Raw genomic sequence first — 25,212 nt, 5'->3', positions numbered from 1 at the left:
ACCCGCCGGGAGGCTCAGCGGCGGTAGTTCGGGGCCTCGACCACGATCTGCACGTCGTGCGGGTGCGATTCCTTGAGTCCGGCGGAGGTGATCCGCACGAACTTGCCCTTCTGCTTGAGTTCGTCGATCGTGCGCGCCCCGACGTAGAACATCGACTGGCGGAGGCCGCCGATGAGCTGGTACGCGACGGCGGACACCGGGCCGCGGTATGGGACCTGTCCTTCGATGCCCTCGGGGATGAGCTTGTCGTCGGAGGGCACGTCCGACTGGAAGTACCGGTCCTTGGAATAGGACGTCTTGTTGCCGCGGGTCTGCAGCGCGCCGAGCGAGCCCATGCCGCGGTAGGTCTTGAACTGCTTGCCGTTGACGAAGACGAGCTCTCCCGGGCTCTCGTCGCAGCCGGCGAGGAGCGAGCCGAGCATGACGGTGTCCGCGCCGGCGACGAGCGCCTTGGCGATGTCACCGGAGTACTGCAGGCCACCGTCGGCGATGACCGGGATCCCGGTCTCGCGGGCGGCGAGGGAGGCCTGGTAGACGGCCGTGATCTGGGGGACGCCGACACCGGCGACGATGCGGGTCGTACAGATGGAGCCGGGACCGACCCCGACCTTGATCGCGTCCGCGCCGGCGTCGATGAGTGCCTGCGCTCCGCTCCGGGTCGCGACGTTGCCGCCGATGACGTCCACGTCCGCGAAGGCCGGGTCGGTCTTGAGCCGGCGGATGATCTCGAGCACGCCGGCGCTGTCGCCGTTGGCGGTGTCGACGACCAGCACGTCGACCCCGGCTTCGAGCAGCGCGGTCGCGCGCTGCCAGGCGTCGCCGAAGAAGCCGATGGCCGCTCCGACCCGGAGCCGGCCGGCGTCGTCCTTCGTCGCGTGCGGGTATTCCTCGCTCTTGTCGAAGTCCTTGACGGTGATCAGGCCGGTGAGCCTGCCGGCGTCGTCGACGAGGGGAAGCTTCTCGATCTTGTGGGTGGCGAAGATGGCGACCGCGTCCATCGGGGCCATGCCGACCTTGCCGGTGATGAGCGGCATCCGCGTCATCACCTCGCGCACCCGCATGGTGTGCTTCTGGGTGGCCGTGACGAAGCGCATATCGCGGTTCGTGATGATGCCGACGAGCACACCGTCACCGTCGACGACGGGGAGTCCGCTGATCCGGAACTGCCGGCAGAGCGCGTCGACGTCCGCAACAGTGGCCTCCGGCGAAGTTGTTACCGGATTGGTAATCATTCCGGATTCGCTGCGTTTGACGAGATCGACCTGTTCGGCCTGGTCCGCGATCGACAGGTTGCGGTGCAGAACACCGAGCCCCCCTTCACGGGCCATGGCGATGGCCATCCTGGTCTCGGTGACCGTGTCCATGGCGCTCGAGAGCAGCGGCGTCGCGACGCTGATTCTGCGGGTCAACCGCGACATTGTCACTGCTTCACTGGGAATGACGTCGGTGTGGCCCGGCAGAAGCAGGACGTCGTCGTAGGTAAGCCCGGTGAAACCGAACGGATCTGGCTGATCCATGGAACCCCTTTTAACTGGTGCAGAGTAATTACAGAAAAGTCCGGGAATTCGTCGAAACGACCGGTTTACCAATGTTAAGCGACTTCTCCGCATGCGCATTCCTTGATGACCGAACCGATTCCCAAGACCAGTCCGAAACATTTGCGACATAATCGGGACGTACTGTCGACGAAGAAGTTGGCAGGGGCCGGTTTACCCGAGTTTTTTCCCCTCGACCACCCCGAGGCCCCGCCCGTTCACGGAGGTTACGTTTTGACACCATTCACGCAGCGAACCCGCACGGCAGGCCTCCTGTCGTCCCGGCGGATGCTCGCCGGTCTCCTTCTCATCGGAGTCGCCAGTCTGGGCCTGATGGGCCTCGGCGCGACCAGTGCTTCGGCCGCGACGGCCACGCCGACGACGAAGTGCGTCGCCGACGCGACGACGGGCTGCATCCAGGGCACCATCAAGCAGTCCAACGGTGACCCGGCTGTCGGCGTCAAGCTGACCATCGCCGGCGGTGACGCCCCCGAGACGCTCACCACGGATGCCGCGGGCAAGTGGGGCGTGGCCATCACGGTCGCCGGCCCCTACACCGTGACCCTCGACACCACGACCCTGCCGAGCGGGGAGACGCTCGATCCGAGCGTCACCAACCCGGCCACCGTCACCGGCGGTCTGGGTCGCAACACGGGCACCATCTTCAAGCTCAGCGGCAGCGGCGGCAGTTCCAGCGGCTCGACCTCCGCGCCGACCACGGGCGACACGAGCGCGGCCACCGGCGGCTCCGTCACCTGGGAGCGTTTCCTCCAGCAGGCCGCGTCGGGCATCCGCCTCGGGCTGCTGCTCGCCCTCGCCTCCGTGGGCCTCTCGCTGATCTACGGCACGACCGGGCTGAGCAACTTCGCCCACGGCGAGCAGGTCACCCTCGGCGGACTGCTGGCCTTCGTGCTGGCCAACCAGCTCGGCCTCAACCTCTTCCTTGCCGCCTTCCTCACCGTCGTCGTCTGCGCGGCGACCGGGTACTTCCAGGACGCGCTGATCTGGAAACCGCTGCGCAAGCGCGGCCTGCCGAACACCCAGCTGATGATCGTGACCATCGGGCTCTCGATCGCGCTGCAGTACGCGTTCCAGTTCTTCATCGGCGCCAAGACCGTCCGGATCGACAAGGCCAACCCGGTCACCGTCGAAATCGGGCCGATCACCCTCTCGGTGCAATCGCTCTGGGCGATGGGCATCGCCGTCGCGGTCATCATCCTCGTCGGGCTGTTCCTGCTCCGCTCCCGCATCGGCCGGGCCACCCGCGCCGTTTCGGACAACCCCTCGCTCGCCGCGGCCTCCGGGATCGACGTCGACGCCATCATCCGCCTGGTCTGGACGGCCTCTGCCGGCCTCGCCGGCCTCGCCGGAGTGATGCTCGGACTCGTACTCAACGGCGTGAACTGGCAGACCGGCCTGCAGCTGCTGCTGCTGATGTTCGCCGCGGTCACCCTCGGCGGGCTCGGCACCGCGTTCGGCGCCCTCGCCGGCGCAATGATCATCGGCATGGTCGTCGAGCTCACGAACCTCGTGCTGCCGGGCGACTTCAAGTACGCCACGGCACTGCTCATTCTCATCCTCGTCCTGCTCGTCAGGCCACAAGGCATTTTCGGGCGCCGAGAGCGCATCGGTTAGGAAGGACAAGACCGTGAATGAATTTCTGACGACCCTGACGGCGATCGCCGCCTCCGCCTTCTCGCCATCGACGGCGGCACTCGCCATCGCCGCCATCGGACTCAACATCCACTTCGGCTACACCGGGCTGCTCAACATGGGCCAGGCCGGGTTCATGCTCGTCGGCGCATACGCCTTCGCCATCTCCATCGTCGCGGGGATCCCGCTGTTCCCCGCCGTGTTGATCGCACTCGTCGCCGCGGCGGTGTTCGCGCTCGTCCTCGGTGTCCCGACCCTGAAGCTGCGCGGTGACTACCTCGCGATCGTGACGATCTCGGCCGCCGAGATCGTCCGGATGATCGGGCGCTCCTCGCTCCTCACCGACATCACCGGCGGTTCCAACGGCCTCACGGGCCAGAGCTACCGCGGCCCGTTCACCGACCTCTCCTTCCTCGGCGACGGCCAGACCACCCTCGGCCCGTTCACCTACGACAACACCGGGTCGAACGGCTGGTGGGTCCGCCTCGTGGCGTGGTCCATCGTCGGGATCCTCTGCCTCTTCGTGTTCCTGCTGATGCGCAGCCCGTGGGGTCGCGTGCTCCGCGGCATCCGCGAAGACGAGGATGCGATCCGCAGCCTCGGCAAGAACGTCTACGCATACAAGATGCAGGCGCTCATCCTCGGCGGCACCATCGGAGCGCTCGGCGGCATCATCTACGTGCTGCCGGCATCCGTTCAGGCGGACAGCATGGGTCGGTCGATGACCTTCTTCGTGTGGACCGCGCTGCTGCTCGGCGGCGCCGCGACCGTGTTCGGGCCCGTGCTCGGCTCGATCATCTTCTTCGCCCTGCGCCTGTTCGTGCAGGGCATCGCCGGCCAATTCGTGCCGGACAGCATCATGAACGGCCAGCAGGCCGAACAGTTCTCCTGGATTCTGATCGGTGTGGTGCTCATGCTCGTGGTCATCTTCAGACCCCAGGGCGTACTCGGCAACAAGAAGGAGCTGAGCTTCAATGTCAACTGATCTCGGAGTCACCCCCGCCCCGACGAAAGCCGCGGCCGCCGCCACGGCGAGCGTCGCCGCCGTCTCGCCCCTGCCCGGCGTCCCCAAGCCGGACCCGATCCTCGTCGTCGACAACATCGTGCGTCAGTTCGGCGGCATGACCGCCGTCAATGTGCCGCACCTCGAGGTGCAGCGCGGAATCATCACGGCCCTGATCGGCCCGAACGGCGCGGGTAAGACCACGTTCTTCAACCTGATCACGGGCTTCGACAAGCCGAGCTCCGCCCCGCGCCTCATCGGCGGGCCGAAGTCCGACCATGCCGCCCGCTCGATGTTCAATGGGCGGTCCGTCAACAACATGGGAGCCGCGAAGGTCGCCCAACGCGGCATGGTGCGCACCTTCCAGCTGACCAAGGCGCTGTCCCGGCTCACCGTTCTCGAGAACATGCTCCTCGGCGCGAAGGACCAGCCGGGTGAGAACCTCTTCGCCGCGGTGATCAAGCCACTCTGGGCGGCCCGCGAACGGGAGATCACGGCGCAGGCCGAGGACCTCCTGCAGCGCTTCAAGCTTCTCGAGAAGAAGAACGACATGGCCGGCAGCCTCTCCGGCGGCCAGAAGAAACTCCTCGAGATGGCGCGGGCGCTCATGAGCGAACCGACCATGATCATGCTCGACGAGCCGATGGCCGGGGTCAACCCCGCGCTCACCCAGTCGCTGCTCGGCCACATCAAGTCGCTCCGCGACGAGGGCATGACCGTCCTGTTCGTCGAGCACGACATGCACATGGTGCGGCACATCTCCGACTGGGTCGTCGTGATGGCCGAAGGCAAGGTCGTTGCGGAAGGCCCGTCGGCGACCGTCATGGACGACCAGGCCGTGATCGACGCCTACCTCGGCGCGCACCACGACACCGACCTCGGCGACGACTCTCTCCTCACGGACGAAGTCGCGGAGGAACTGGCCAAAGAGGTCGAACTCGAAAACCGCACGGAAGGCGACGCGTAGTCATGGTTGTACCCACAGGCTCCCCCGCTCCGGTCCTGCAGGCGACGGATCTCGTCGCCGGCTACGTTCCCGGGGTCAATATCCTCAATGGCTGCAACCTGGATGTCTACCCGGGTGAGCTCATCGGAATCATCGGCCCGAACGGCGCCGGCAAGTCGACGCTGCTGAAGGCGCTGTTCGGACTCGTGTCCGTCCGCAGCGGCAGCGTCACGCTCAAGGGCGAGGACATCACCGGGTTCAAGGCGAACCGCCTCGTGCAGGCCGGTGTCGGCTTCGTCCCCCAGAACAACAACGTGTTCCCCTCCCTCACGATCGAGGAGAACCTGCAGATGGGCCTGTACCTGCGGCCCCGACTGCTCAGCGAACGCCTCGACGCGATCTTCGACCTGTTCCCCGCCCTCGCCGACCGCCGCACCCAGCGGGCCGGTTCGCTCTCCGGTGGTGAACGCCAGTCGGTCGCGATGGCGCGCGCACTCATGATGGACCCCTCCGTGCTGCTCCTCGACGAGCCGTCCGCCGGACTGTCCCCCGTGCGTCAGGACGAGACCTTCATCCGCACCCGCCGGATCAACAAGACCGGCGTGACGATCGTGATGGTCGAGCAGAACGCCCGCCGCTGCCTGCAGATCTGCGACCGCGGCTATGTGCTCGACCAAGGCCGCAACGCGTACACGGGCACCGGCCGCGAACTCGCGGACGACCCGAAGGTCATCGAGCTCTACCTCGGCACCCTCGCCAAGGATGTTGACGCCGAGAAGGACGACAAGCCCGTCACCATCGCCTGACCCGGGTCTTCCGACCCACCCGCACGACCGAGAGGCCCGTGCCAGCCCACTGAGGGCCGGTACGGGCCTTTTCACGTCCCCGCCAGCATCCGCCTGCAACCGCGCCCGTCTGCGCAGCCCGCTCCCGAAACGGCGGACGCGGCCTGCCGAAACCGGCGCGACCTCGACGTCAACCGGGCGCGGACCGCCGAAACCGGCGCGGGCGCGGCTGGCGTCGCTGAGGTGTCGCAGATCGACGTTCGTGCGCCCGGCGAACGTCGATGTGCGACACCTCAGCAGACGAGCGGATGCTGCCGCACCGGCGCACGCGCGGAGGCGGGCGCACGAAAGAGCGGGGCCGGGCTTTCGCCCGACCCCGCTCCCTGTGTTCTTACGGCCTCAGCCGAAGATCAGCACTCTCCGACTAGTAGGAGGTCTGTCCTTCGATGGCGGACTGCCAGACGGGCTTGTTGTCCTTGTCGAACTTGTAGATGCCGATGAAGGCGCTCGACGGCTCGTTGTGCGAGTTGAACGGGCCGACGCCGGACTGTCCGACGTACTGGATGTCCGTTCCGGCGGTGACGAGCGGTGCACACTCGGCGTAGCTCTTGCACTTGGTGCCCTTGCCACTCGCGCCGGAGACGGCCGCGAGCTGCGCCTGGATGTCGGCGGAGACGGTGGACTTGGCCTTCAGCGCCGCGAGGGCGGAGAGGGTGGTCGCGTCGTAGGCCTCAGGAGCGTAGGAGAAGTCGCCCAGGGCTGCGTTCTGGGTGTCCTTGTACCAGGAGACGAGCTTGCCCTTGAATTCGTCGGCCGGGTATGCGCCGGGGATCGTGCCCTGTGCGCTGGTCAGCGTGCCGGCTTCGAAGTCCTTGCTGTAGTCGGCGGTGTTGCCGTCGGACAGGTAGACCTTGGAGAGGTCGACGCCCTGGGCCTTGAGCTCGGGGATGATCGACTTGGTCTCGTCGAAGGCGAGGATGACGATCGCGTCGGGGGTGGTCGCCTTGGCGGCGGTCACCTCGGACGAGAACGTGGTCTGGCCGGGGGGGAATTCCTGGCCGTTGCCCTTGCCGCCGTAGACGACGGTTCCGCCGGAGGCTTCGATGCTCTTCTGCGTGAAGTCGCGGAGGCCGGTGCCGTAGGAGTCGTTGAAGACCAGGAAGGCGACCTTGGCGTTGCCGTCACCCGTGATGAGCTGGCCGAGCGCGGAACCCTGGACCGAGTCCGGCGGTGCGGTGCGGAAGTAGAACGGACCGTAGCCGCTGAGCTTGGCCGAGGTGTTGGCCGGGGAGATCTGGACGATCTTCGCGGAGGCGAAGGAGTCGACGACGTTGAGCGAAACGCTCGAGGACGCCGCGCCGATGGCGACGGAAACCTTGGCCGCGATGAGCTTCTGGGCCGATGCGGTCGAGATCGTCAGGTCCGTGCTGTCACCGGAGTCGGTGGCCAGGACGCAGGCGTCCTTGCCGTCGACGCCGCCGGCGGCGTTGATGTCGGAGACGGCGAGGCCAACTCCGGCGAGTTCCGGCGGGTTGAGATAGGCGAGGCTACCGGTGATCGGGAGGATCGAGCCGACGACCAGCGACTTGTCCGTGGACGCTCCGCTCGCACAAGCTGCGTCGGTGTACGAGGACGAGGCCGCGGCCGAGGTCGTGGTAGCGGTAGAACCGCCGCCGGATGCACAACCGGAGAGCATGACGGCGATGACGCCTGCTCCCGCCACGATGGCGGTCCGGAGGGCGTGCTTGGATTTAATCATCCTGGGTACCCTTTCATCTTGCACGCGTCAGTACGCCTCCGGGTGAGGCCCACTCGCGTTATTAGGCTCCAACCTAGGATCACTTTGTTTCGAGGATGTTTTCTTGCCGTGCAAAGAGAACATCGTTAGCGATTCGTGACACCACCGGCACTTGCTCTGGGGGACGCCCTCCGACGAGGTCCTGTACTAAGAGCGTCGTCCGGTCACGCCCTGGTAGGCGATCTGCTTCTTTTCACCGAGCGCGGTGCGGCATGTTGCCCAAGAAGTGCACACCGAGTCACCGTGGCTGACCCGATCGAGGGCCGGGGCGATCGAGGGCCCGCCATCGTCGCCTGCCTCGGCCGCGGCGAGCGCCGCGAGCACCACCCCGTCGAAGGCTTCCCCGCCTCCGGCGGTGTCGGCGAGCCCAGGATCCGAGGTGCGCAGGCGCACCGCGAAGGCTTCGTCCGCCGCGAGCGGAGTGCCGCCGTTCGTGAAATCGTCCAGCGGCAGGAGGGCGATTCCCGCGGCGACCACGGATGCCGAGACCTCGGCGGGCACGGCGCTCGTCGCGTCCCAGAGAACGAGGTCGACGTGTCGGGCCACCAGGTCGGCGACCGCGACCGCGGCATTGCCGGTCGAGTTCCGATGCACGAGCTGGATCGGCAGGGTGCCGGGCAGGGCCTGTTCGAGGATCTCACGGGCGGCCAGCTCGGTGCCCGCGACCTGCGCGGCACCGGTCACGGCGACTCCCGCTTCCCCGGTCATCGGGAACAGCGTGCCGATCAACAGGGTGCCGTCGCCGGTGGGCGCAATCGTTGCAGCGACGCTCGGGGTGCTCGTCACGGCGGCAGGGGCGCCACTCGCGGTGCAGCCGGTCAGCAGCAGCGCGGCGGCCACGGTGAGCGTGAGGCCGGCAGACGTGCGGCCCCGGGGGCGCGAGGTGAGGGTCGTGGGCGGAAAGGGCATCCGTGGTCCTTTCACAGGTGGGGAATGCCTCGAGCGTATCGCCGGTCAGAGGGGTTCGGGGGATGCTCGCCGCGGGGCGCGTCCGGTGGCGACCATGTCGACCGTGAGGATCACGAGCGCGACCCAGACGAGCCCGAAGCCGACCCAGCGCTCCGGCGGCATGGGCTCGCCCAGGATGAACACGCCGACGAGGAACTGCAGCACCGGCGCCACGAACTGCACGAGGCCGAGCAGGCTGAGCGGCAGGCGGCGGGCGGCCGCGGCGAAGAACAACAGCGGGACGGCCGTCACGACGCCCGTCGACACGAGGCCGACGGTGTGCCAGGGCGACACCGTTCCGAAGGTGAGCCCGGTCATGGCGCCCACGATCAGGAGTTCCGCGATCGCGATCGGCATCAGCCAGGCGGTCTCGAGGGTGAGGCCGGTGAGTGCCCCGACGCCGGGGCCGACGTTCTTCTTGATCAGCCCGTAGAACCCGAAGGACAGGGCGAGGACGAGCGAGATCCACGGCAGCGCCCCGTAGCCGATGGTGAGCACGAGCACGGCGGCCGCGCTGATCGCCACCGCGATCCACTGGATGCGCCGCAAGCGCTCGTGCAGAACGAACACGCCCAGCAGCACCGTGACGATCGGGTTCATGAAGTAGCCGAGGGCGGCCTCGACGACGTGCCCGGTCAGCGTCGCAAAGACGTAGGTCTGCCAGTTGACGAAGATCAGGAGGCCGGCCAGGCCCATCACCCAGACCGTCTTCGGGCGGCGGAGCACCACGAGCAGGGCGGGCCAGCCCCGGGTGGCAGTGATCAGGGCGAGGCAGAAGACGAGCGAGAAGAGCACCCGCCAGGCCACGACTTCGAAGGGTCCAGTGGGGTGCAGCAGCAGGAAGAAGAGCGGGAGCAGGCCCCAGAGGCCGTACGCTGCGATCGCGAATCCGAGTCCGCTGGTCGGCTCGACCGGCTGGTTCCGTGTCCTGCTCACGACGATTCCCCTTCACGGGCGTGCTCTGCGTTGGCGTGCCCTGCGTTGGCGTGCCCTGGGTGCTGCGTGCCGCGTCGAAGCGGGCCTGGGGAACACAAAATCCCGGATGAACAGGCCATCCGGGATTTTGTGTTGTTCGTACTTATACTGCGATCGTGCGTGGCGCCTGGGAGGATTCCCTAGCGGACGACGACGGCGAGCACGTCGCGTGCGGAGAGGACGAGGAGATCGTCGCCACCGAACTTAACCTCGGTTCCGCCGTACTTGGAGTAGATGACCTTGTCGCCCACGGCAATGTCGAGCGGGATGCGGTTGCCGTTGTCGTCGATGCGGCCGGGGCCGACGGCGACAACTTCGCCCTCCTGGGGCTTTTCCTTGGCAGTGTCAGGGATGACCAGACCTGATGCGGTGGTCTGCTCGGCGTCGACCTGCTTGATGACGATGCGATCCTCGAGCGGCTTGATGGAGACCGACACGGTTGACCTCTTTCTTAGCTAAGACTTGGTTGGCAGACTCACAGCGAGAGTGCTAACAGCGAGTTTAGGGCGCATCTGGCACTCACGCAATGTGAGTGCCAGACTCGGGCGTTCCGGGCGCGGCGGCCGCGGCTTGATATCGTTTGGACAATGGAACGCTCCGAGCTTGTCGACCTCTTGTCCCCCGATGGGCTGCGCCTGCTGGACTCGCTTCCGCCCTGGGACAACGCCTCCGATGTGGTGCGCCTGGTCAGCGACCTGCGGAAGGCCGGCCACCCGCAGGGTCTTGTGACCGCGGTGCTCGGCCAGTCCCGGCTGCGCGCGAAGGCCGTGGCCAAGTTCAGCGACTTCGCCGGGCGGATGCTGTTCACCGAGGCCGGTCTCGAACAGGCCACCCGCCTGAACGTCGCCGCACTGCACGCCGGCCGGTTCGCCGCGGCCGGCCTGAACCGGGTCGCCGATCTCGGCAGCGGGATCGGCAGCGACTCGATGGCCCTCGCCGCCCTCGACATCCGGGTGACCGCCGTGGACACCGACGAGGTCACGGCAGCGGTCGCAAGCTACAACCTCGCTCCCTTCGACAATGCGAGCGTCGTGCACGGTGACGCGGAGACCTTCGACCTGACCGGCTTCGACGCGGCCTGGCTCGACCCGGCCCGTCGCACGGCCGGGCACAGCAACACCTCCCGGCTGACCCGTCCGGAAGACTATTCGCCGAATCTCGACTTCGTCTTCGGCCTGAGCGAGCGGATGCCGATCGGCGTGAAACTCGGTCCGGGCCACGACCGCGACGCCATTCCCGCAGCCGCGGAAGCACAGTGGGTGTCGGTGGACGGAAAGCTCGTGGAGATGGGACTCTGGTTCGGCGCCCTCGCTCGCGACGGCATCCGCCGCTCGGCGCTGCTTCTGGGCAGGGCAGGCAGTCATGAGCTCACCGCGGCGGCCGACAGCGTCGACGTCGACAGTGTGGCCGGCGCGGCGGGCGTTCCGGGGAGCTACCTCTACGAACCGGACGGGGCCGTGATCCGGGCGCGATTGATCGGTGATCTGGCCCGCAGCATGGACGCGCTGATGCTCGGGGAGGGCATCGCCTATCTCAGCTCCGAATCCCTGCACGAGACCCCGTTCGCGACCGCGTTCCGGGTGCTCGAGTCGCTGCCGGTGGACGAGAAGAAGCTGCGGCTCGCGCTCAAGGAGCGCCGGATCGGCACGCTCGAGATCAAGAAGCGCGGCGTGGACGTGGATCCGGCCGTGCTGCGCACCCGGCTGAAGCTGCACGGCCCCGAGTCGGCGACGCTGGTGCTCACCCGGGCGGGCGGGCGCAGGCTCGCCCTGCTCGTGGAGCGGGTGCAGCCGCCGCGCTGAGCGCTCAGTGCGGGACGGGGCTGATGCCCTGGCTGATCAGCACGATCCAGCCCGCGGCGATGACGAGGCCGGCGAGGCCGGTACCGAGGCCCCAGGCCCAGATCGAGACGGCCGGGCGTTCGGTGCGGCTCGCCCAGATGGCGAGCACGACGGCGGCGAGCGAGAGCGGCGCGGTCCAGACCACGAAAACGGCACCGGCCAGGCCGACGGCGCCGAACCCGAGGGACGCGACGGAGAGCGCGCGCCGTCTGGCGAGGGCGCGCAGCTCGGACTCTGTATAGACGTAGGGCACCCACTCGGTGGGGGCCGTGACGGTTGACGCGTAGTCGAGTTCGCCGGTGACCTCCTCCGGCGGGCGCGTCAGCGCGAACCGGAGGTCGTCGCCGGCGGCCGGGTGTCGTGCATCCGTCACTGCGGCCTCCCGGTCCGGTCACTGCGCCCAGGGAACGGGCTCTCAGCGATAGTAGTTGGTACTCGGCATGCTTGCGAAGATGAGCACCCAGACGACGATGCTCAACAGGGCGAGGGCGACGCCGACGATGCCGGTGATCAGGCCGGTCAGCCAGAGCCCCCTGGCGTATGGTTCTTTGGTGCGTCCGAGGGCCCCGAGCACGATCGCCGCGGCCGGCAGCAGCAGGGCGAGCACCCCGCCGACGAAGGGGATGAAGGCGACGGGGAGGCCCAGCAGCCCGACGACGCCCGAGACGAGCGAGAGGATGCTGAGCACCGGCTGGCGGGTCGCCGCCTGCGCCCCCGGGGCGGGAGGGTACGGGTACCCGGAACCGAGAGGCTGCGGTGACGACGGGCCGGACTCCGGCGGGCCGACGGGAGGACCGGCGGGAGGCGGGCCGACGGGAGGACCGGCGGGAGGCGGGCCGACGGGAGGCGGGCCGACGGAAGAGTCCCCGAGCGGCGGGCCGGCGGCAGAACCCATGAAGGGCGGGCCGGCGGGCGGGCCGGAGGCAGAATCCGCGGGGGGCGTTCCGGCGGACTCGCCACGCGGAATCTGTGGGACCTCGGGCACCTCGGGCACGTGCGGCACATCGGGCACCTGCGGGACCTCCGGAACCGGAGGGAGTCCCGAGGCGCGCGGAGCATTCACATCACTCATGAGCTGTTCCTTTCCACTGCATTGGCGGGCCGGTGGCCACGACAGGTCAGCGTCAACGACGGGTCAGCGATGACGGGCCGCTGGGGCCTCAGTAGCTGGAGTATCCGCTGTTCGAGGTCGTGGCGATCAGGACGATGAAGAGGATTATCAGGACTATCTCGGCGACGAGGCGCACGTAGCCGAGCGCGAGGCCGGCGATCGCGAGGCCGCGACCCTTCTCCCCGGTCTTCTTGATCTGGCTGAGCGCGATGTGGCCGGTGATGATCGCGGCGAGGGAAATGAAGAACGCCGAGACAAGTGAGACGATCGCGAGGACGTTGTACTTGTCCTGGGCGAGGGGCTGGCCGTAGGGCTGCTGACCGTACTGCTGCTGGCCGTAGGGCTGCTGCTGGCCGTATGCGTCGGGTGCGCCGTACGCCGGTGCGGCGGGGGCCTGATATGCCGGAACTTCGGGAGCCTGGTACGCCGGTGCGGCGGGCGCCTGATATGCCGGCGCTTCGGGAGCCTGGTAGATCGGGGGCTGGTTCACCGGGGGCGGGGTAACCGGGGGCTGGTTCGGGTCGGTCATGACTAACGGCTCCTTTGGGCTTCGATCAGCTGGCGGTGCCATAGTGGCACCCTCATTGAACGGGTGTCAACGCCCATGACTCGCCATGTCTGTTGTGCCCAGCGTATCGCGGATGCACAGGAACCTGAGATGGGGCGCGGTTTTCACCCCTGGATGACGGAAGCGGGGAGCGTCGAATCCGCGCCGAAGACGAGGGTTGACGGCTCGTGGCCTGCCATGATCAGCTGGGCCCCGAGCGCGGCGATCATGGCGCCGTTGTCGGTGCACAGGGAGAGCGGCGGGATGCGCAGGGCGATGCCGGCGGCATCCGTGCGTTCGACGGCGAGCTCACGGAGTCGCGCGTTCGCGATCACCCCGCCGCCGAGGAGGAGGCGCGGAACGCCGAGGTCGGTGCACGCGGCGACGGCCTTGGTGAGCAGGATGTCGATGACGGCCTCGCGGAAGCTCGCCGCGACGTCCGCGAGCGGCACGGTCTCGCCCGCGTCGCGGGTCTGCTCGACCCAGCGGGCCACCGACGTCTTCAGCCCGGAGAAGGAGAAGTCGTAGCGGTGGTGCTCCATGTCCTTGTGGTGGCTGAGGCCGCGCGGGAAACGGATGAACGCCGGATCGCCGCCGACGGCGACGCGGTCGATCTGTGGACCGCCGGGGTAGGGCAGGCCGAGGATGCGGGCGACCTTGTCGAAGGCCTCCCCCGCCGCGTCGTCGATGGTCTCGCCGAGCAGTTCCACGTCGGAGACGAGGTCGCGCACGAGGAGGAGCGAGGTGTGCCCTCCCGAGACGAGGAGGGCTATCGTCGGGTATTCGAGGGGCTCCGTTCCCGGGTCGGCCTCGGTCTGGAGCACGTCGGCGCCGACGTGGCCGACGAGGTGGTTGACCGCGTAGATCGGCTTACCGAGGGCGATCGCGAGGGCCTTCGCTGCGCCGACGCCGACCATGAGGGCGCCGGACAGGCCGGGTCCGTAGGTGACGGCGATCGCGTCGACGTCCTCGAGGCGGATGCCCGCGTCGCTGGTTGCGGCGCGGATCATCGGGACGAGCTCCTCGAGATGGGCGCGCGCCGCGACCTCGGGGACGACGCCGCCGTAGCGGGCGTGCTCGTCCATCGAGGAGGCGATCGTGTTCGAGAGCAGCCGGGTGCCGCGGACGATCCCGATGCCGGTTTCGTCGCACGAGGTTTCGATGCCGAGCACCAGGGGGTTGTCGCGGTTCATTCGGTCGCCTCCGCGGCATCCGTCGGGTCGGTCGGGGGCTGCACCGGGTCGGGCGCGGCGAGCGCCGCCTCCGCCGGAGGGACCGCGAGGCGCATGACGAGCGCGTCGACGTTGTCGGGCTGGTAGTAGCCGCGGCGCACGCCGATCTCCTCGAAGCCGAGCCGGAGGTAGACCCGCTGGGCGCCGGGGTTGTCGGCACGGACCTCGAGGAACACCTCGCGGATGCCGCGCTTGCGGGCCTCGGTGACGAGGCTCTGCACCAGGGTGCCGCCGAGCCCGTGGCGGCGGACCGTCTCGGTGACGGCGATGGTCTGGATGTCGCCCTCGAGGGCCCCGCGCGGGGCGAGCAGCCCCGCGTATGCCTCGATGCGGTCGGGTTCGTCCGGCGGGACCGCGACGAGGTAGTAGCAGTCCGGGTCCGTGATGTCCCGGAGCATGCCCTCCGCGGACCAGGCGTCGTTCTCGAAGAGGCGGATCTCGAGGGCCATGATGCCGTCGAGGTCTCCCGCGTGGGCGCGACGCAGCTGCCAGGTCACTCAGCTCACCCGTTTCGGCCCGGCAGACAGCGTGACGTCGGGTGAGCGCAGGTAGAAGGCGGCGTCTGTCGCGAAGGCGCGGTCGTTGGCGAGCAGCAGCTCGGCGACCCGGCCGAGGTCGGCGGCGGGCACGGTCACGGCGTCCGCGCGGTCGAGATCCGCGTAGACCCAGTCCGGCTCGAGCAGGACGGCCGGTTTCGCGACCCCGGGCGCGGCGAGGCGCACGGGCAGACCCGCGGCATCCACCCCGCTGTACGCGGACCAGTTGACCTCGCGCCTGCGGGCGTCGGTCACGACGACGAGGCCGCCGGTGTGGCCGGCCAGGTAGCGATTGAGCACGATGGCGTCGTGGCTGATCACGGGCAGGAAGGGCAGGCCGGCGCCGAGCGCGAAGACGCGGGCGGCGGCGATGCCGACGCGGAGGCCGGTGAACGGGCCGGGACCCATGCCGCCGACGACGCCGGTCAGGTCGGAGACGCGCACGTTCGCACGCTCGAGGCACTCGCTGATGAGGCTGCCGATCACTTCGGCGTGCCGCATGGTGTCCGCGGTGTCGATGTCGGCGAGCACGCCGTGGACCCCGTCGACGACCGCGACGCTGGTTCCGGCGGAGGTATCGATGGCGAGAAGCACCCGTTCAGCCTATTCCCCGCGCAGACCGCCCTCGAACCCGGGCCAGCGAGGGCCGAATCCGGTGATCGTCACGGTGCGCGGCTCGTCGAGATCCACGTCGAGGTCCAGGCCGGGGGCACCGACGCCCGGCGTAGCGGATGCCTGTCCCGGCTCGCCCGCGCCCGCGGGCCGGGGTTGCAGCGCGCCGGTCGGCCGCTCGATCTCGATGTCGAGCCAGGACTCGGCGACGCCGTCGAGCAGGCCCCGCCCCCACTCGACCACGACGACGGAGTGTTCGAAATCGATGTCGAGATCGTCCAGTTCGAGCGCACTCTGCAGCCGGTAGGCGTCGACGTGCACGAGCGGCGGTCCACCCGTGAGGTTCGGGTGCGCGCGGGCGAGCACGAAGGTCGGGCTCGTGACCGCGCCGCGCACGCCGAGTCCCGCGCCGAGGCCACGGGTGAAGGTGGTCTTGCCCGCGCCGAGCGGGCCGGTCAGCACGACCAGGTCGCCCGCGCGCAGCTCCGCGGCCACGGCGACGCCGAACTCGTGCATCGCAGCGGCATCGGGGATCACCCGACGGACCACCCGACCGCTCATCCGGCGGGTTCCTCGTTCCGGTAGCTGCGCGGCACCCGGTGCCCGATCCTGGTGACGATCTCGTAGTTGATCGTGCCAGCGGCATCCGCCCAGTCGGCCGCACTCGGCACCGGCTCCCACTTGTCCGCCCCGGTTCCTTTCCGGTCGAGAGTGGCCGGTATGCCGGTAACTCTCGACCGGAAAGGTACCGGCCGGGCGTCGGGGTCGCCGAAGAGCACGACCTCGTCGCCGACCTCGACGCTGTCCTGGCCGACGCTCACGACGAACTGGTCCATCGCGATGCGGCCGACGATCGGGTAGCCCTGGCCGTTGATGCTCACCCGGGCGGAGCCGGACGCCGCGCGGGGCACGCCGTCCGCGTAGCCGAGGGGGACGAGGGCGAGGTTGCCGTCTTCGGGGGCACGCCACAGGTAGTCGTAGGAGACGCCGGCTCCCGCAGGCACCCGGCGCACGGCTGCGACGCTCGCGCGGAGGGTCATCGCCGGCGCGAGGCCGAGTTCTCGCGGGGTCGCGTCGTCGAAGGGCGACAGCCCGTAGAGGCCGATGCCGATGCGCACCATCGAGAACCGGGCGGCGGGCAGGCGCAGCGCCGCCGCAGTCGACGCGAGATGCGCGAGCTCCGGGGCCAGTCCCGCCGCGGCGGCGAGGTCGAGACCGGAGCAGAAGCGGGCGACGGCCTCGTCGTCCGCGGCCGGCGAGGCGTTGGAGAGGTGGCTGAAGATGCCGCGGACGTGCACGAGGCGGTCCCGTTCGAAGCCGGCTGCGAGCGCGAAGACCTCGGCCCAGTCCGGCGCGTTCAGACCGTTGCGGCTGAGGCCGGTGTCGAGCTTCAGGTGGACGTTCGCGACGCGGCCGAGCCGGCCTGCGGCATCCGCTATGGCGCGGAGCTGGCGCGCGGAGGACACCCCCAGGTCGATGTCCCTGGTGATCGCGGGGGCGAAATCGGTGTCGGGGCCGTGCAGCCAGGCGAGGAGCGGGGCCTCGATGCCGGCGTCGCGGAGCGCGTGCGCCTCGGTGAGGTCGGCGACGCCGAGCCAGTCGGCACCGGCGGCGAGGGCCGTGCGGGCGACCGGGACCACGCCGTGGCCGTACGCGTTGGCCTTGACGACGGCCATGAAATGCGGAGTGCCGATCACGGCGCGCAGGTGGGCGACGTTCGCGGCGACCGCGCCGAGGTCGACGACCGCCTCGCGGAACTCGCTCACGACGCGCCCTCGAGCACCACGAAGGCGCAGGCGACGCCCGCGTCGTGGGTCATCGTGAGGTGCACGGAATCGACGCCGCGTGCGCGCAGCACGTCGGCCATGACCCCGCTGAGCCGGAACCCGGGGTTACCGTGGGCGTCGTTCACGACTTCCATCTCCTGCCAGCTGGTGCCCGCACTGTCGCCGAGCGCCTTGATCAGTGCTTCCTTGGCCGCGAACCGGGCCGCGAGGGAGTGGGTGGGCAGGCCACGTTCTCCGGCCGCGAACAGCCGGGGAACGAGTCCGGGCGTGCGCAGCACCTGCCGGTCGAACCGGTCGAGGTCGACGATGTCGACACCGATGCCGCGAATCACGCCGGCGCCCGCCTGCCCGTCCTCACTCCGCCCGTGCCTATTCGACCGTGACCGACTTCGCGAGGTTGCGCGGCTGGTCGACGTCGAGGCCCTTGACCGTTGCGAGTTCCATCGCGAAGATCTGCATCGGCACGACCGCGAGGAACGGCTCGAAGAGCGGCGCGGCGAGCGGGATCCGCAGCACGGTGTCCGCGAACGGCAGCACGGCAACGTCGCCCTCTTCGGCGATCGCGATGATGCGTGCGCCGCGGGCCCGGATCTCCTGGATGTTCGAGATCACCTTGGGGTGCAGGTGCGCGGAACCGCGCGGGCTCGGAACGACGACGAACACGGGCTGGCCCGGCTCGATCAGCGCGATCGGGCCGTGCTTGAGCTCGCCGGCCGCGAAGCCCTCCGCGTGGATGTACGCGAGTTCCTTGAGCTTGAGTGCGCCCTCGAGCGCGATCGGGAAACCGACGTGGCGGCCGAGGAACAGCACGGCGCGGGTGTCCGACATCCAGGCGGCGAGTTCGTGCACGGCGCTCTCCTGGAGCAACACGGTCGCGATCTTCGCGGGAATCGCCTGGAGCTCGACGACCTGAGCCGCGGCATCCGCTGCGTTGATGCTGCCGCGCACCCGGGCGAGGTGCAGGGCGAAGAGGTAAAGGGCGGCGATCTGGGCGGTGAAGCCCTTCGTCGAGGCCACGGCGACCTCGGGACCGGCGTGCGTGTAGATCACGGCGTCGGACTCGCGGGGAATGGTCGCACCCTGCGTGTTGCAGATCGAGATGGCCTTGGCGCCGGACTCCCTGGCGAACTTGACCGCCATCAGGGTGTCCATGGTCTCGCCGGACTGGCTGATCGAGATGATCAGAGTTTCGGCGTTCAGCACCGGGTCGCGGTAACGGAACTCGTGGCTGAGTTCGACGTCCACGGGGACCCTGGTCCACTTCTCGATCGCGTACTTGGCGACGTAGCCGGCGTTCGCGGCGGTGCCGCAGGCGACGATGACGATCCGGCGGATGCTCGCGAGCACGTCGTCTCCGAACGCCTCGAGCTCGGGCACGACGGCCTGGCCCTCGTGAATGCGGCCGAGGAGCGTGTTGGCGACGGCGTCGGGCTGCTCGGAGACTTCCTTGGCCATGAAGCTCGACCAACCGCCCTTTTCGGCGGCGGAGGCGTCCCAGGCGATGTCGAATTCCTCGAACTCGACGGGGTTGCCCTCGAAGTCGGTGATGGTGACAACCTGCGGGGTGATCGTGACGATCTGGTCCTGGCCGACCGCGACGGCGCGGCGGGTGAACTCGACGAACGCCGCGACGTCGGAGCCGAGGAAGTTCTCCCCGTCGCCGAGGCCGATCACGAGCGGGGAATTGCGCCGGGCGCCGACGACGACGCCGGGCTGGTCCTGGTGCACCGCGAGGAGGGTGAAGGCGCCGTCCAGGCGGCCGACGACGCTCAGGAACGCGGCGCTCAGGTCGCCGAGGCGCTGGTACTCACGGCCGAGGAGCACGGCGGCGACCTCGGTGTCGGTCTCGCTCTCGAAGGTGAAGCCCTCGGAGAGGAGTTCGTCCTTGAGGACAGAGAAGTTTTCGATAATTCCGTTGTGGATCAGGGCGAGCTTGCCGTTGTCGCCGAGGTGCGGGTGCGCATTCGCGTCGGTCGGTCCGCCGTGGGTGGCCCAGCGGGTGTGCCCGATACCGGTCCGCCCATTGTTGATCGGATTGGCCTCGAGGTCTCCGGCCAGGATGGCAAGCTTTCCAGCCCGTTTCCTGGTGTTCAGCACGCCGTCATCGTCGATGACGGCGATGCCCGCTGAGTCGTAACCGCGGTATTCCAGTCTCCGCAACCCCCTCATCAGGACCTCGACGCTCTTGTCTTCCCCTACATAACCTACGATTCCGCACATGGCCTCGATTTTAGTCCGACTAAACTGTGTGGAATGTCCGATCCAGCCGCGAGCCTCTGGAACAACGGCCACACCACACCGTTCGTCGAGCTGGATCGAGCGGACTGGGCGGCCCTTGCACCCACGACCCAGCTCCCCCTTCGTGAGACCGAGATCGTGCAGCTGCGCGGCCTCGGTGAGCCGCTCGACCTCGGCGAGGTGACCGATGTCTACCTGCCCGTCAGCCGCCTGCTCAACCTCTACGCCGCTGGCGCGAGTCAGCTGCATCGGGCGACGAGCGACTTCCTCGGCGAACGCGCCCGGCGCACCCCGTTCGTGATCGGCGTCGCCGGATCCGTCGCCGTCGGCAAGTCGACGATCGCCCGGCTCCTGCGCGAGCTGCTCGCCCGCTGGGAGGACACCCCCCGGGTCGAACTCGTGACCACCGACGGGTTCCTGTTCCCGAACGCCGAACTGGCCCGGCGCGGCCTGATGGCCCGCAAGGGATTCCCGGAGTCGTACGACCGACGGTCGCTGCTCCGCTTCGTGTCCGCCGTCAAGGGCGGTGCCGCCGAGGTGCGGGCCCCGTTCTATTCGCACCTGAACTACGACATCGTGCCGGACGCGCAGATCGTGGTGCGCCAGCCGGACGTCCTCATCGTCGAAGGCCTCAACGTGCTCGCGCCGCCGGCCACGGGGCATGGACTCACCGTGAGCGACCTCTTCGACTTCACCGTGTACGTGGATGCCCGCACCCAGGACATCGCCCGCTGGTACGTCGAGCGGTTCCTGCGCCTGCAGCGCGGAGCGTTCAGCAACCCGAAGTCGTACTTCCACCGGTACGCGACGATGACGGAGGACGAAGCCCGCCGCGAGGCCCGCCGGATCTGGGACGAGATCAACGAGCCGAACCTCGTGCAGAACATCCTGCCGACGCGCTCCCGGGCGACCCTGGTGCTGCGCAAGGACGAGAACCACGCCGTGTCGAAGGTGCTGCTCCGCAAGCTCTGAGCCGCGCGCAGCATCCGCGGTGTAGAGTCGGCTCACCCATCGTTCTGGCCGACCCGCCTGGAGGCGCGATCGTGAGAGCCGCGTATGCCGCGCTGGTGCTGTACCTGACCGGCCCGCTGCTCGCGCTCATCCTCGTGCCGGCCGAACCGGGGATGCTGTTCCTCGCCGGTGTCGCCGTGCTCGGCCTCGCGGTCGTGATCGGGACGCGCTACCGGCTCACGGCGACCGTGGCCCTCGAGCTCACGGTCGGCCGCCGCTCGCACCAGCACCGCGAGGTGCTCAGCCGGCTCGCCGCACCCAGCCACCCCAACACCGCGGGGCGTGCGCGCCCGCGAGCACCGGCCGGGCAGCCCGCGGTCGCCTAGTCCTCAGCCGGCAGCCCCGACGCAGGGCGAGGCCGCGCGACCGCAGACGCGCCCCCTCTTCCTCCGATCGTTGGGACCTCTTCTGTGGACCTCTATTCCGTTGCGCCCGTCGCAGCCCTGCTCCAGGCCGCCGTCGCGGCCGTCACCGCCCTCTCCTCCGCGCTCGCTCCCCTCTCCGGCGCGAGCAGCACCGCACTCGTGATCGTCCTGGTCACGCTCCTCCTCCGGGCGGCACTCGTTCCGGTCGGTCGCGCCCAGGTGCGCGCCGAGTTCGTCCGCCGACGCCTCGCGCCCCAGCTCCGGGAGCTGCAACGCCGGTACCGGGGCGACCCCGCGCTCCTCAGCCGAAAGACCGCCGAACTCTACGCGGCCGAGAAGGCGTCGCCCCTGGCCGGATGCCTGCCGACTCTCCTGCAGGCGCCGATCGTGTCGACCGTGTACGCGCTCTTCGTCCTCGCCAGCATCAACGGGCAGCCGAACCCGCTGCTCGCGCAGGAGCTCGGCGGCGTGCCGCTGGGCACGTCGTTCCTGGCGTTTCTGGGCGCCACGCCGGCCTTCTGGCCCGGACTCGTGCTGTTCGTCGCGCTCCTGGCCGTCATCGCCGTGACCGCAGCGTTCTCCCGACGGCTGGCCGCGAGATACGCCTCGCCGGTCGTGCCGACAGCGCAGCCCGCCGCGACACGGCTCGCCGCGCTCCTCAGCTGGCTGCCGTTCCTCACGGTCGGGTTCGCGAGCGTGGTCCCGCTGGCCGCGACGCTCTACCTCACGGTCAGCACGGCGTGGACGCTCGTCGAACGCGGCATCCTCTACCGTTCGTTCGCGGCGACCGGACCCGGGTCTTAGAGGGCGAGGCGCTCGCGCACGACGTCGGCGAGCGAGTGCGCGAGCCGGTCAGCGGTGGCCTGGTCGGCCGCCTCGACCATGACGCGCACCATCGGCTCGGTGCCGGACGGACGCAGCAGCACCCGACCGGTCTCGCCGAGTTCGAGTTCGGCCTCGCGCACGGCGTCGGCGATGACATCGTCGGACTTCAGCGCGTGATGATCGACGCCGCGCACGTTCACCAGAATCTGCGGGAAGACGGTCATCACGGAGGCGAGCTCGTGGAGCGGCTTGCCGGTGCGCGCCATCTCGGCGACGAGGTGCAGGCCGGTGAGGATGCCGTCTCCGGTCGTGGCGAACTCCGTCATGATGACGTGGCCGGACTGTTCCCCGCCGAGGGACAGGCCGTTCGCGTTGAGCTCTTCGAGCACGTAGCGGTCGCCGACCTTGGTCTCGATCATGCGGATGTCGTTGGCCGCCATGGCCTTCCGGAGGCCGAGGTTGCTCATCACGGTGGCAACGAGGGTGCGGTCCTTGAGGACGCCCCGCTCGGCCATGGACACGGCGAGGATCGCCATGATCTGGTCGCCGTCCACGATGTTGCCGTTCCGGTCGACGGCGAGGCATCGGTCGGCGTCGCCGTCGTGGGCGATGCCGACATCGGCACCGTGCTCGAGGACGGCCTTGGCCAGGTTGTCGAGGTGGGTCGAGCCGACCCCGTCGTTGATGTTGAGCCCGTTCGGGTTGGCGCCGATGACGGTCAGGCGCGCACCGGCATCCGTGAAGACCTGCGGGGACACGCCCGCCGCCGCGCCGTTGGCGCAGTCGAGCACGACGTGGATACCGTCGAGGCGGTGCGGGAGGGTGCCGAGGAGGTGCACGACGTACCGGTCTTCTGCATCCGCGAAGCGGGAGATCCGGCCGACGTCGCCCGCGATCGGCGTGAGCTTGTCGTGGTCGAGGTGGGCCTCGATGCGATCCTCGACGTCGTCGGGAAGTTTGGTACCACCGAAGGCGAAAATCTTGATGCCGTTGTCGGGGGCGGGGTTGTGCGAGGCGGAGATCATCACGCCGAAGTCCGCGCCGATGTCCGCGATCAGGAATGCCGCGGCGGGCGTGGGGATGACGCCGGCGTCCAGGACGTCGACACCGGAACTGGCAAGGCCCGCGGCGACGGCCGAGGCCAGGAATTCACCGGAAATACGGGGGTCGCGTGCGAGGACGGCCACGGGGCGTCGACCCTCGGCACGGCGCGATTCGGCGCGGCGACCCTGGGTCAGTACGGCGGCACTCGCCTGGGCGAGGCCCAGGGCCAGGCCAGCCGTGAGATCACGGTTGGCCAGGCCCCGAACACCGTCGGTGCCGAAAAGTCGAGGCATGTCGGCGCCGACTATCGATCTAGCGCTTCGAGAACTGAGGCGCCTTACGGGCCTTCTTGAGTCCGGCCTTCTTGCGCTCCTTGACGCGAGCGTCACGGTTGAGGAAGCCGGCCTTCTTGAGGATGGCGCGGTTGTTCTCTTCGTCGATCTGGTTGAGCGAACGCGCGATGCCGAGGCGCAGGGCGCCGGCCTGGCCGGAGGGGCCACCACCGGTGATGCGCGCGATGACGTCGTAGCTGCCGATCAGGTCGAGGACCTTGAACGGGTCGTTGATGAGCTGCTGGTGAAGCTTGTTCGGGAAGTAGTCCCCGAACTCGCGACCGTTCACCGTGATGGTGCCGGAGCCGGGAACGATGCGCACGCGGGCGATGGCCTGCTTGCGACGACCCACGGCTGCGCCGGGAACGTTGAGGACGGCGCGGGGCGCCTTGGTTACGATTTCGGCCGGGGTCTCGGTGGAGTAGCTCTCCGGAGCCTGGTCAATCTGATCTGCGATCTTCGCCACGATGGTGTGAATCCTTTTTTCTTAGAGTCGAGAAGTCTGGTGGCCGGCGCTACTGAGCGACCTGGGAGAGGGTGTACGGCTTGGGCTGCTGCGCAGCGTGCGGGTGCTCCGGGCCGGCGTAGACCTTGAGCTTCGCGAGCTGGGCGCGACCGAGCGAGTTCTTCGGCAGCATGCCGCGAATCGCCTTCTCAACCGCACGCGTCGGGTGCTTCTCGAGCATCTCCGAGTAGTTCTGGGCGGAAATGCCGCCCGGGTAACCGGAGTGGCGGTATGCGATCTTCAGTTCGAGCTTCTTGCCGGTGAGGGCGATCTTCTCGGCGTTGACGATGATGACGAAGTCTCCCATGTCCATGTGGGGAGAGAACGTTGCCTTGTGCTTCCCCCGGAGGAGAACGGCGGCGTGGCTGGCAAGACGACCGAGCACGATGTCTGTGGCGTCGATGACGACCCAGTCGTGCTGGACTTCGCTTGCTTTGGGAGTATAAGTGCGCGTCACTGTTGTGCTGCTTTCTTGTTCGAACGGAGGTGTTCGTGAATCCCGCTCCGGGTGTGTTCCCCGACGGGGAACACGATCGATGGAGGGCTCACGTTCGCGTGCCTGGCTGCAACGCACAGACACCAAGGGTCAATGCTAGTCCGCCGGGAGCGTCGGCGCAATTCGATCGCGCGCGGGCGCTATTCTTCGTCCTCGTCGAGGGAGCGCCGGGCGCGGGTCTCGAGGGCGCGGGCTGCGAGCTTGTCGTCCGAGGGGTAGTCCACCGCGAGCAGGGTCAGGCCCTGCGGCGGCATCACCTTGAACTCGCTCGTGCGGGCCCGGTTGATCCGCAGTGTCGCGAGCCGCTCCCCCGCGAGTCGCCCCTCCCCGACCGCGACGCACGCGCCGACGAGCGCCCGCACCATGCTGTGGCAGAAGGCGTCCGCCTGCACCGTGGCGACGAGCACGCCGTCCGGGTCCCGCCGCCAGCTGAACTCCTGAAGGGTGCGGATCGTCGTCGCGCCCGGCCGGGGTTTGCAGTAGGTCGCGAAATCGTGCAGCCCGAGCAGGGACGCCGCGGCCACCTGCATCGGTTCCAGGTCGAGCGCGAAGCCGTGCCAGGTCGTGCGCAGCCGGTCCTGCGGGTTGTGCCCGAGCACAGAGTCGGCGATCCGGTACTCGTAGCGGCGCCAGTTCGCCGAGAACCGAGCGTCGAATCCGGGGGGTGCGACAGCGGATGCCTTGATCACGATCTCCGGCTGGGTCACCAGGATCCCGCCGAGCCTCCGCTGCACCATCACGTCAAGCGAGGCCGGGGTCCGGCCCCTGCCCCGCCGGAGCAGGCTCGCGACCTGCTCGGGGGTGAGGTCGAAGTGCGCGACCTGGCCGAGGGCGTGCACCCCTGCATCCGTTCGCCCAGCGACGACGAGAGACGGATACGGCGGGTAGCTCTGCAGGATCGCCGCGAGCCCTGCCTCGATCTGCCCCTGCACGGTGCGGAGCTCCGGTTGAATCGCCCAGCCCGAAAAATCGGTGCCGTCGTAGGCGATGTCCAGCCTGATCCGGGTGTTCTCCGGGAGCGGGGAGACAACGGGGGCGGCAGGAAGATTCACGGAGGTAAGTGTAAGTGCCGGGCCGGGTATCGTTG

27 protein-coding genes are annotated in these 25,212 nt (G+C 68.9%); 8 read left to right on the top strand and 19 right to left on the bottom strand.

The window, feature by feature from the left end; translation table 11 throughout:
- Nucleotides 1-14: 14 nt before the first annotated feature.
- Entirely contained in the window at nucleotides 15-1,517 is a 1,503-nt protein-coding gene (guaB, locus tag MQH31_RS01755) for an IMP dehydrogenase (RefSeq protein WP_243010680.1), read from the bottom strand.
- 252 nt (nucleotides 1,518-1,769) lie between these two features.
- Between guaB and MQH31_RS01750 the strand changes: the two genes are divergently transcribed.
- The 4 genes from MQH31_RS01750 to MQH31_RS01735 are packed head-to-tail and all read left to right on the top strand — an operon-like array spanning nucleotide 1,770 to nucleotide 5,943.
- Entirely contained in the window at nucleotides 1,770-3,170 is a 1,401-nt protein-coding gene (locus tag MQH31_RS01750) for a branched-chain amino acid ABC transporter permease (RefSeq protein WP_241976154.1), read from the top strand.
- A 13-nt stretch (nucleotides 3,171-3,183) separates the two neighbouring features.
- Nucleotides 3,184-4,173: a branched-chain amino acid ABC transporter permease gene (locus tag MQH31_RS01745; protein WP_134534104.1), complete on the top strand. Its 990-nt coding sequence runs from the start codon at nucleotides 3,184-3,186 to the stop codon at nucleotides 4,171-4,173.
- Nucleotides 4,163-5,158: an ABC transporter ATP-binding protein gene (locus tag MQH31_RS01740; protein WP_243010679.1), complete on the top strand. Its 996-nt coding sequence runs from the start codon at nucleotides 4,163-4,165 to the stop codon at nucleotides 5,156-5,158. The genes MQH31_RS01745 and MQH31_RS01740 overlap by 11 nt, the downstream gene beginning before the upstream one ends.
- A 2-nt stretch (nucleotides 5,159-5,160) precedes the next feature.
- Nucleotides 5,161-5,943 carry an ABC transporter ATP-binding protein gene (locus MQH31_RS01735; RefSeq protein WP_134534108.1) on the top strand — a complete coding sequence of 261 codons (783 nt, stop codon included), beginning with the start codon at nucleotides 5,161-5,163 and terminating at the stop codon, nucleotides 5,941-5,943.
- 403 nt (nucleotides 5,944-6,346) lie between these two features.
- On the opposite strand, the gene MQH31_RS01730 is transcribed toward MQH31_RS01735, so the two are convergent.
- The 4 genes from MQH31_RS01730 to groES all read right to left on the bottom strand — a co-directional run bounded on the left by MQH31_RS01730 (nucleotide 6,347) and on the right by groES (nucleotide 10,080).
- Nucleotides 6,347-7,681, bottom strand: a complete 1,335-nt coding sequence (locus tag MQH31_RS01730) for an ABC transporter substrate-binding protein (RefSeq protein WP_134534110.1) — start codon at nucleotides 7,679-7,681, stop codon at nucleotides 6,347-6,349.
- A gap of 186 nt (nucleotides 7,682-7,867) precedes the next feature.
- The gene (locus MQH31_RS01725; RefSeq protein ID WP_243010678.1) at nucleotides 7,868-8,629 is read right to left on the bottom strand and encodes a type 1 periplasmic-binding domain-containing protein; all 762 of its coding nucleotides are present in this window, start codon (nucleotides 8,627-8,629) and stop codon (nucleotides 7,868-7,870) included.
- Between the two features lie 45 nt (nucleotides 8,630-8,674).
- Nucleotides 8,675-9,604, bottom strand: coding sequence for an EamA family transporter RarD (rarD, locus tag MQH31_RS01720; RefSeq protein ID WP_243010677.1), 930 nt, complete (start codon nucleotides 9,602-9,604; stop codon nucleotides 8,675-8,677).
- A 179-nt stretch (nucleotides 9,605-9,783) separates the two neighbouring features.
- Nucleotides 9,784-10,080: a co-chaperone GroES gene (gene groES / locus MQH31_RS01715; RefSeq protein ID WP_092339382.1), complete on the bottom strand. Its 297-nt coding sequence runs from the start codon at nucleotides 10,078-10,080 to the stop codon at nucleotides 9,784-9,786.
- Between the two features lie 150 nt (nucleotides 10,081-10,230).
- On the opposite strand from groES, the gene MQH31_RS01710 reads away from it, so the two are divergent.
- Nucleotides 10,231-11,445 carry a class I SAM-dependent methyltransferase gene (locus MQH31_RS01710; protein ID WP_243010676.1) on the top strand — a complete coding sequence of 405 codons (1,215 nt, stop codon included), beginning with the start codon at nucleotides 10,231-10,233 and terminating at the stop codon, nucleotides 11,443-11,445.
- Between the two features lie 4 nt (nucleotides 11,446-11,449).
- On the opposite strand, the gene MQH31_RS01705 is transcribed toward MQH31_RS01710, so the two are convergent.
- The 10 genes from MQH31_RS01705 to glmS all read right to left on the bottom strand — a co-directional run bounded on the left by MQH31_RS01705 (nucleotide 11,450) and on the right by glmS (nucleotide 19,529).
- Complete coding sequence (locus MQH31_RS01705) at nucleotides 11,450-11,857, bottom strand: hypothetical protein (RefSeq protein ID WP_243010675.1); 408 nt, start codon at nucleotides 11,855-11,857, stop codon at nucleotides 11,450-11,452.
- A 42-nt stretch (nucleotides 11,858-11,899) separates the two neighbouring features.
- A complete protein-coding gene (locus MQH31_RS01700) occupies nucleotides 11,900-12,556 on the bottom strand; it encodes a hypothetical protein (protein ID WP_243010674.1) in 657 nt (218 codons plus the stop codon).
- Between the two features lie 88 nt (nucleotides 12,557-12,644).
- Nucleotides 12,645-13,124 carry a DUF4190 domain-containing protein gene (locus tag MQH31_RS01695; protein ID WP_166792581.1) on the bottom strand — a complete coding sequence of 160 codons (480 nt, stop codon included), beginning with the start codon at nucleotides 13,122-13,124 and terminating at the stop codon, nucleotides 12,645-12,647.
- A 143-nt stretch (nucleotides 13,125-13,267) separates the two neighbouring features.
- Complete coding sequence (tsaD, locus tag MQH31_RS01690; protein WP_134534122.1) at nucleotides 13,268-14,335, bottom strand: tRNA (adenosine(37)-N6)-threonylcarbamoyltransferase complex transferase subunit TsaD; 1,068 nt, start codon at nucleotides 14,333-14,335, stop codon at nucleotides 13,268-13,270.
- Nucleotides 14,332-14,871 (bottom strand): ribosomal protein S18-alanine N-acetyltransferase, encoded by a 540-nt coding sequence (gene rimI / locus MQH31_RS01685; protein ID WP_243010673.1) that lies wholly within the window; start codon nucleotides 14,869-14,871, stop codon nucleotides 14,332-14,334. The genes tsaD and rimI overlap by 4 nt, the downstream gene beginning before the upstream one ends.
- Entirely contained in the window at nucleotides 14,872-15,504 is a 633-nt protein-coding gene (gene tsaB / locus MQH31_RS01680; RefSeq protein WP_243010672.1) for a tRNA (adenosine(37)-N6)-threonylcarbamoyltransferase complex dimerization subunit type 1 TsaB, read from the bottom strand.
- A 9-nt stretch (nucleotides 15,505-15,513) separates the two neighbouring features.
- Nucleotides 15,514-16,083, bottom strand: a complete 570-nt coding sequence (gene tsaE, locus MQH31_RS01675) for a tRNA (adenosine(37)-N6)-threonylcarbamoyltransferase complex ATPase subunit type 1 TsaE (protein ID WP_243010671.1) — start codon at nucleotides 16,081-16,083, stop codon at nucleotides 15,514-15,516.
- Nucleotides 16,080-17,288, bottom strand: a complete 1,209-nt coding sequence (gene alr / locus MQH31_RS01670; RefSeq protein WP_243010670.1) for an alanine racemase — start codon at nucleotides 17,286-17,288, stop codon at nucleotides 16,080-16,082. Before alr ends, tsaE begins: the two co-directional genes overlap by 4 nt.
- Complete coding sequence (locus MQH31_RS01665) at nucleotides 17,285-17,641, bottom strand: holo-ACP synthase (protein ID WP_134534130.1); 357 nt, start codon at nucleotides 17,639-17,641, stop codon at nucleotides 17,285-17,287. The genes alr and MQH31_RS01665 overlap by 4 nt, the downstream gene beginning before the upstream one ends.
- 37 nt (nucleotides 17,642-17,678) lie before the next feature.
- Nucleotides 17,679-19,529: a glutamine--fructose-6-phosphate transaminase (isomerizing) gene (gene glmS / locus MQH31_RS01660; protein ID WP_243010669.1), complete on the bottom strand. Its 1,851-nt coding sequence runs from the start codon at nucleotides 19,527-19,529 to the stop codon at nucleotides 17,679-17,681.
- Nucleotides 19,530-19,562: 33 nt separating this feature from the next.
- Here glmS and coaA point away from each other — a divergent pair, with 33 nt between their 5' ends.
- The 3 genes from coaA (at nucleotide 19,563) to MQH31_RS01645 (ending at nucleotide 21,727) form a co-directional block, all read left to right on the top strand.
- A complete protein-coding gene (coaA, locus tag MQH31_RS01655) occupies nucleotides 19,563-20,519 on the top strand; it encodes a type I pantothenate kinase (RefSeq protein WP_134534134.1) in 957 nt (318 codons plus the stop codon).
- 71 nt (nucleotides 20,520-20,590) lie between these two features.
- Complete coding sequence (locus MQH31_RS01650; RefSeq protein WP_243010668.1) at nucleotides 20,591-20,884, top strand: DUF6412 domain-containing protein; 294 nt, start codon at nucleotides 20,591-20,593, stop codon at nucleotides 20,882-20,884.
- A gap of 84 nt (nucleotides 20,885-20,968) precedes the next feature.
- Nucleotides 20,969-21,727, top strand: a complete 759-nt coding sequence (locus MQH31_RS01645) for a YidC/Oxa1 family membrane protein insertase (protein ID WP_243010667.1) — start codon at nucleotides 20,969-20,971, stop codon at nucleotides 21,725-21,727.
- On the opposite strand, the gene glmM is transcribed toward MQH31_RS01645, so the two are convergent.
- From glmM to truA, 4 genes are all read right to left on the bottom strand, one after another.
- On the bottom strand, nucleotides 21,724-23,085 hold the full coding sequence (gene glmM / locus MQH31_RS01640) for a phosphoglucosamine mutase (protein ID WP_134534139.1): 1,362 nt from the start codon (nucleotides 23,083-23,085) through the stop codon (nucleotides 21,724-21,726). The two genes, MQH31_RS01645 and glmM, sit on opposite strands and share 4 nt — an antisense overlap.
- A gap of 19 nt (nucleotides 23,086-23,104) precedes the next feature.
- On the bottom strand, nucleotides 23,105-23,590 hold the full coding sequence (rpsI, locus tag MQH31_RS01635) for a 30S ribosomal protein S9 (protein WP_134449916.1): 486 nt from the start codon (nucleotides 23,588-23,590) through the stop codon (nucleotides 23,105-23,107).
- 49 nt (nucleotides 23,591-23,639) lie between these two features.
- Nucleotides 23,640-24,086 (bottom strand): 50S ribosomal protein L13, encoded by a 447-nt coding sequence (gene rplM, locus MQH31_RS01630; RefSeq protein WP_134449915.1) that lies wholly within the window; start codon nucleotides 24,084-24,086, stop codon nucleotides 23,640-23,642.
- Between the two features lie 179 nt (nucleotides 24,087-24,265).
- The gene (gene truA, locus MQH31_RS01625; RefSeq protein ID WP_243010666.1) at nucleotides 24,266-25,177 is read right to left on the bottom strand and encodes a tRNA pseudouridine(38-40) synthase TruA; all 912 of its coding nucleotides are present in this window, start codon (nucleotides 25,175-25,177) and stop codon (nucleotides 24,266-24,268) included.
- Nucleotides 25,178-25,212 lie beyond the last annotated feature (35 nt).

It is taken from the genome of Cryobacterium zhongshanensis (genome assembly GCF_022760445.1).
Taxonomy (GTDB): domain Bacteria; phylum Actinomycetota; class Actinomycetes; order Actinomycetales; family Microbacteriaceae; genus Cryobacterium; species Cryobacterium algoricola.
The sequence above is the reverse complement of the archived record's forward strand: the minus strand, read 5'-3'. Positions and strand labels throughout refer to the sequence as shown.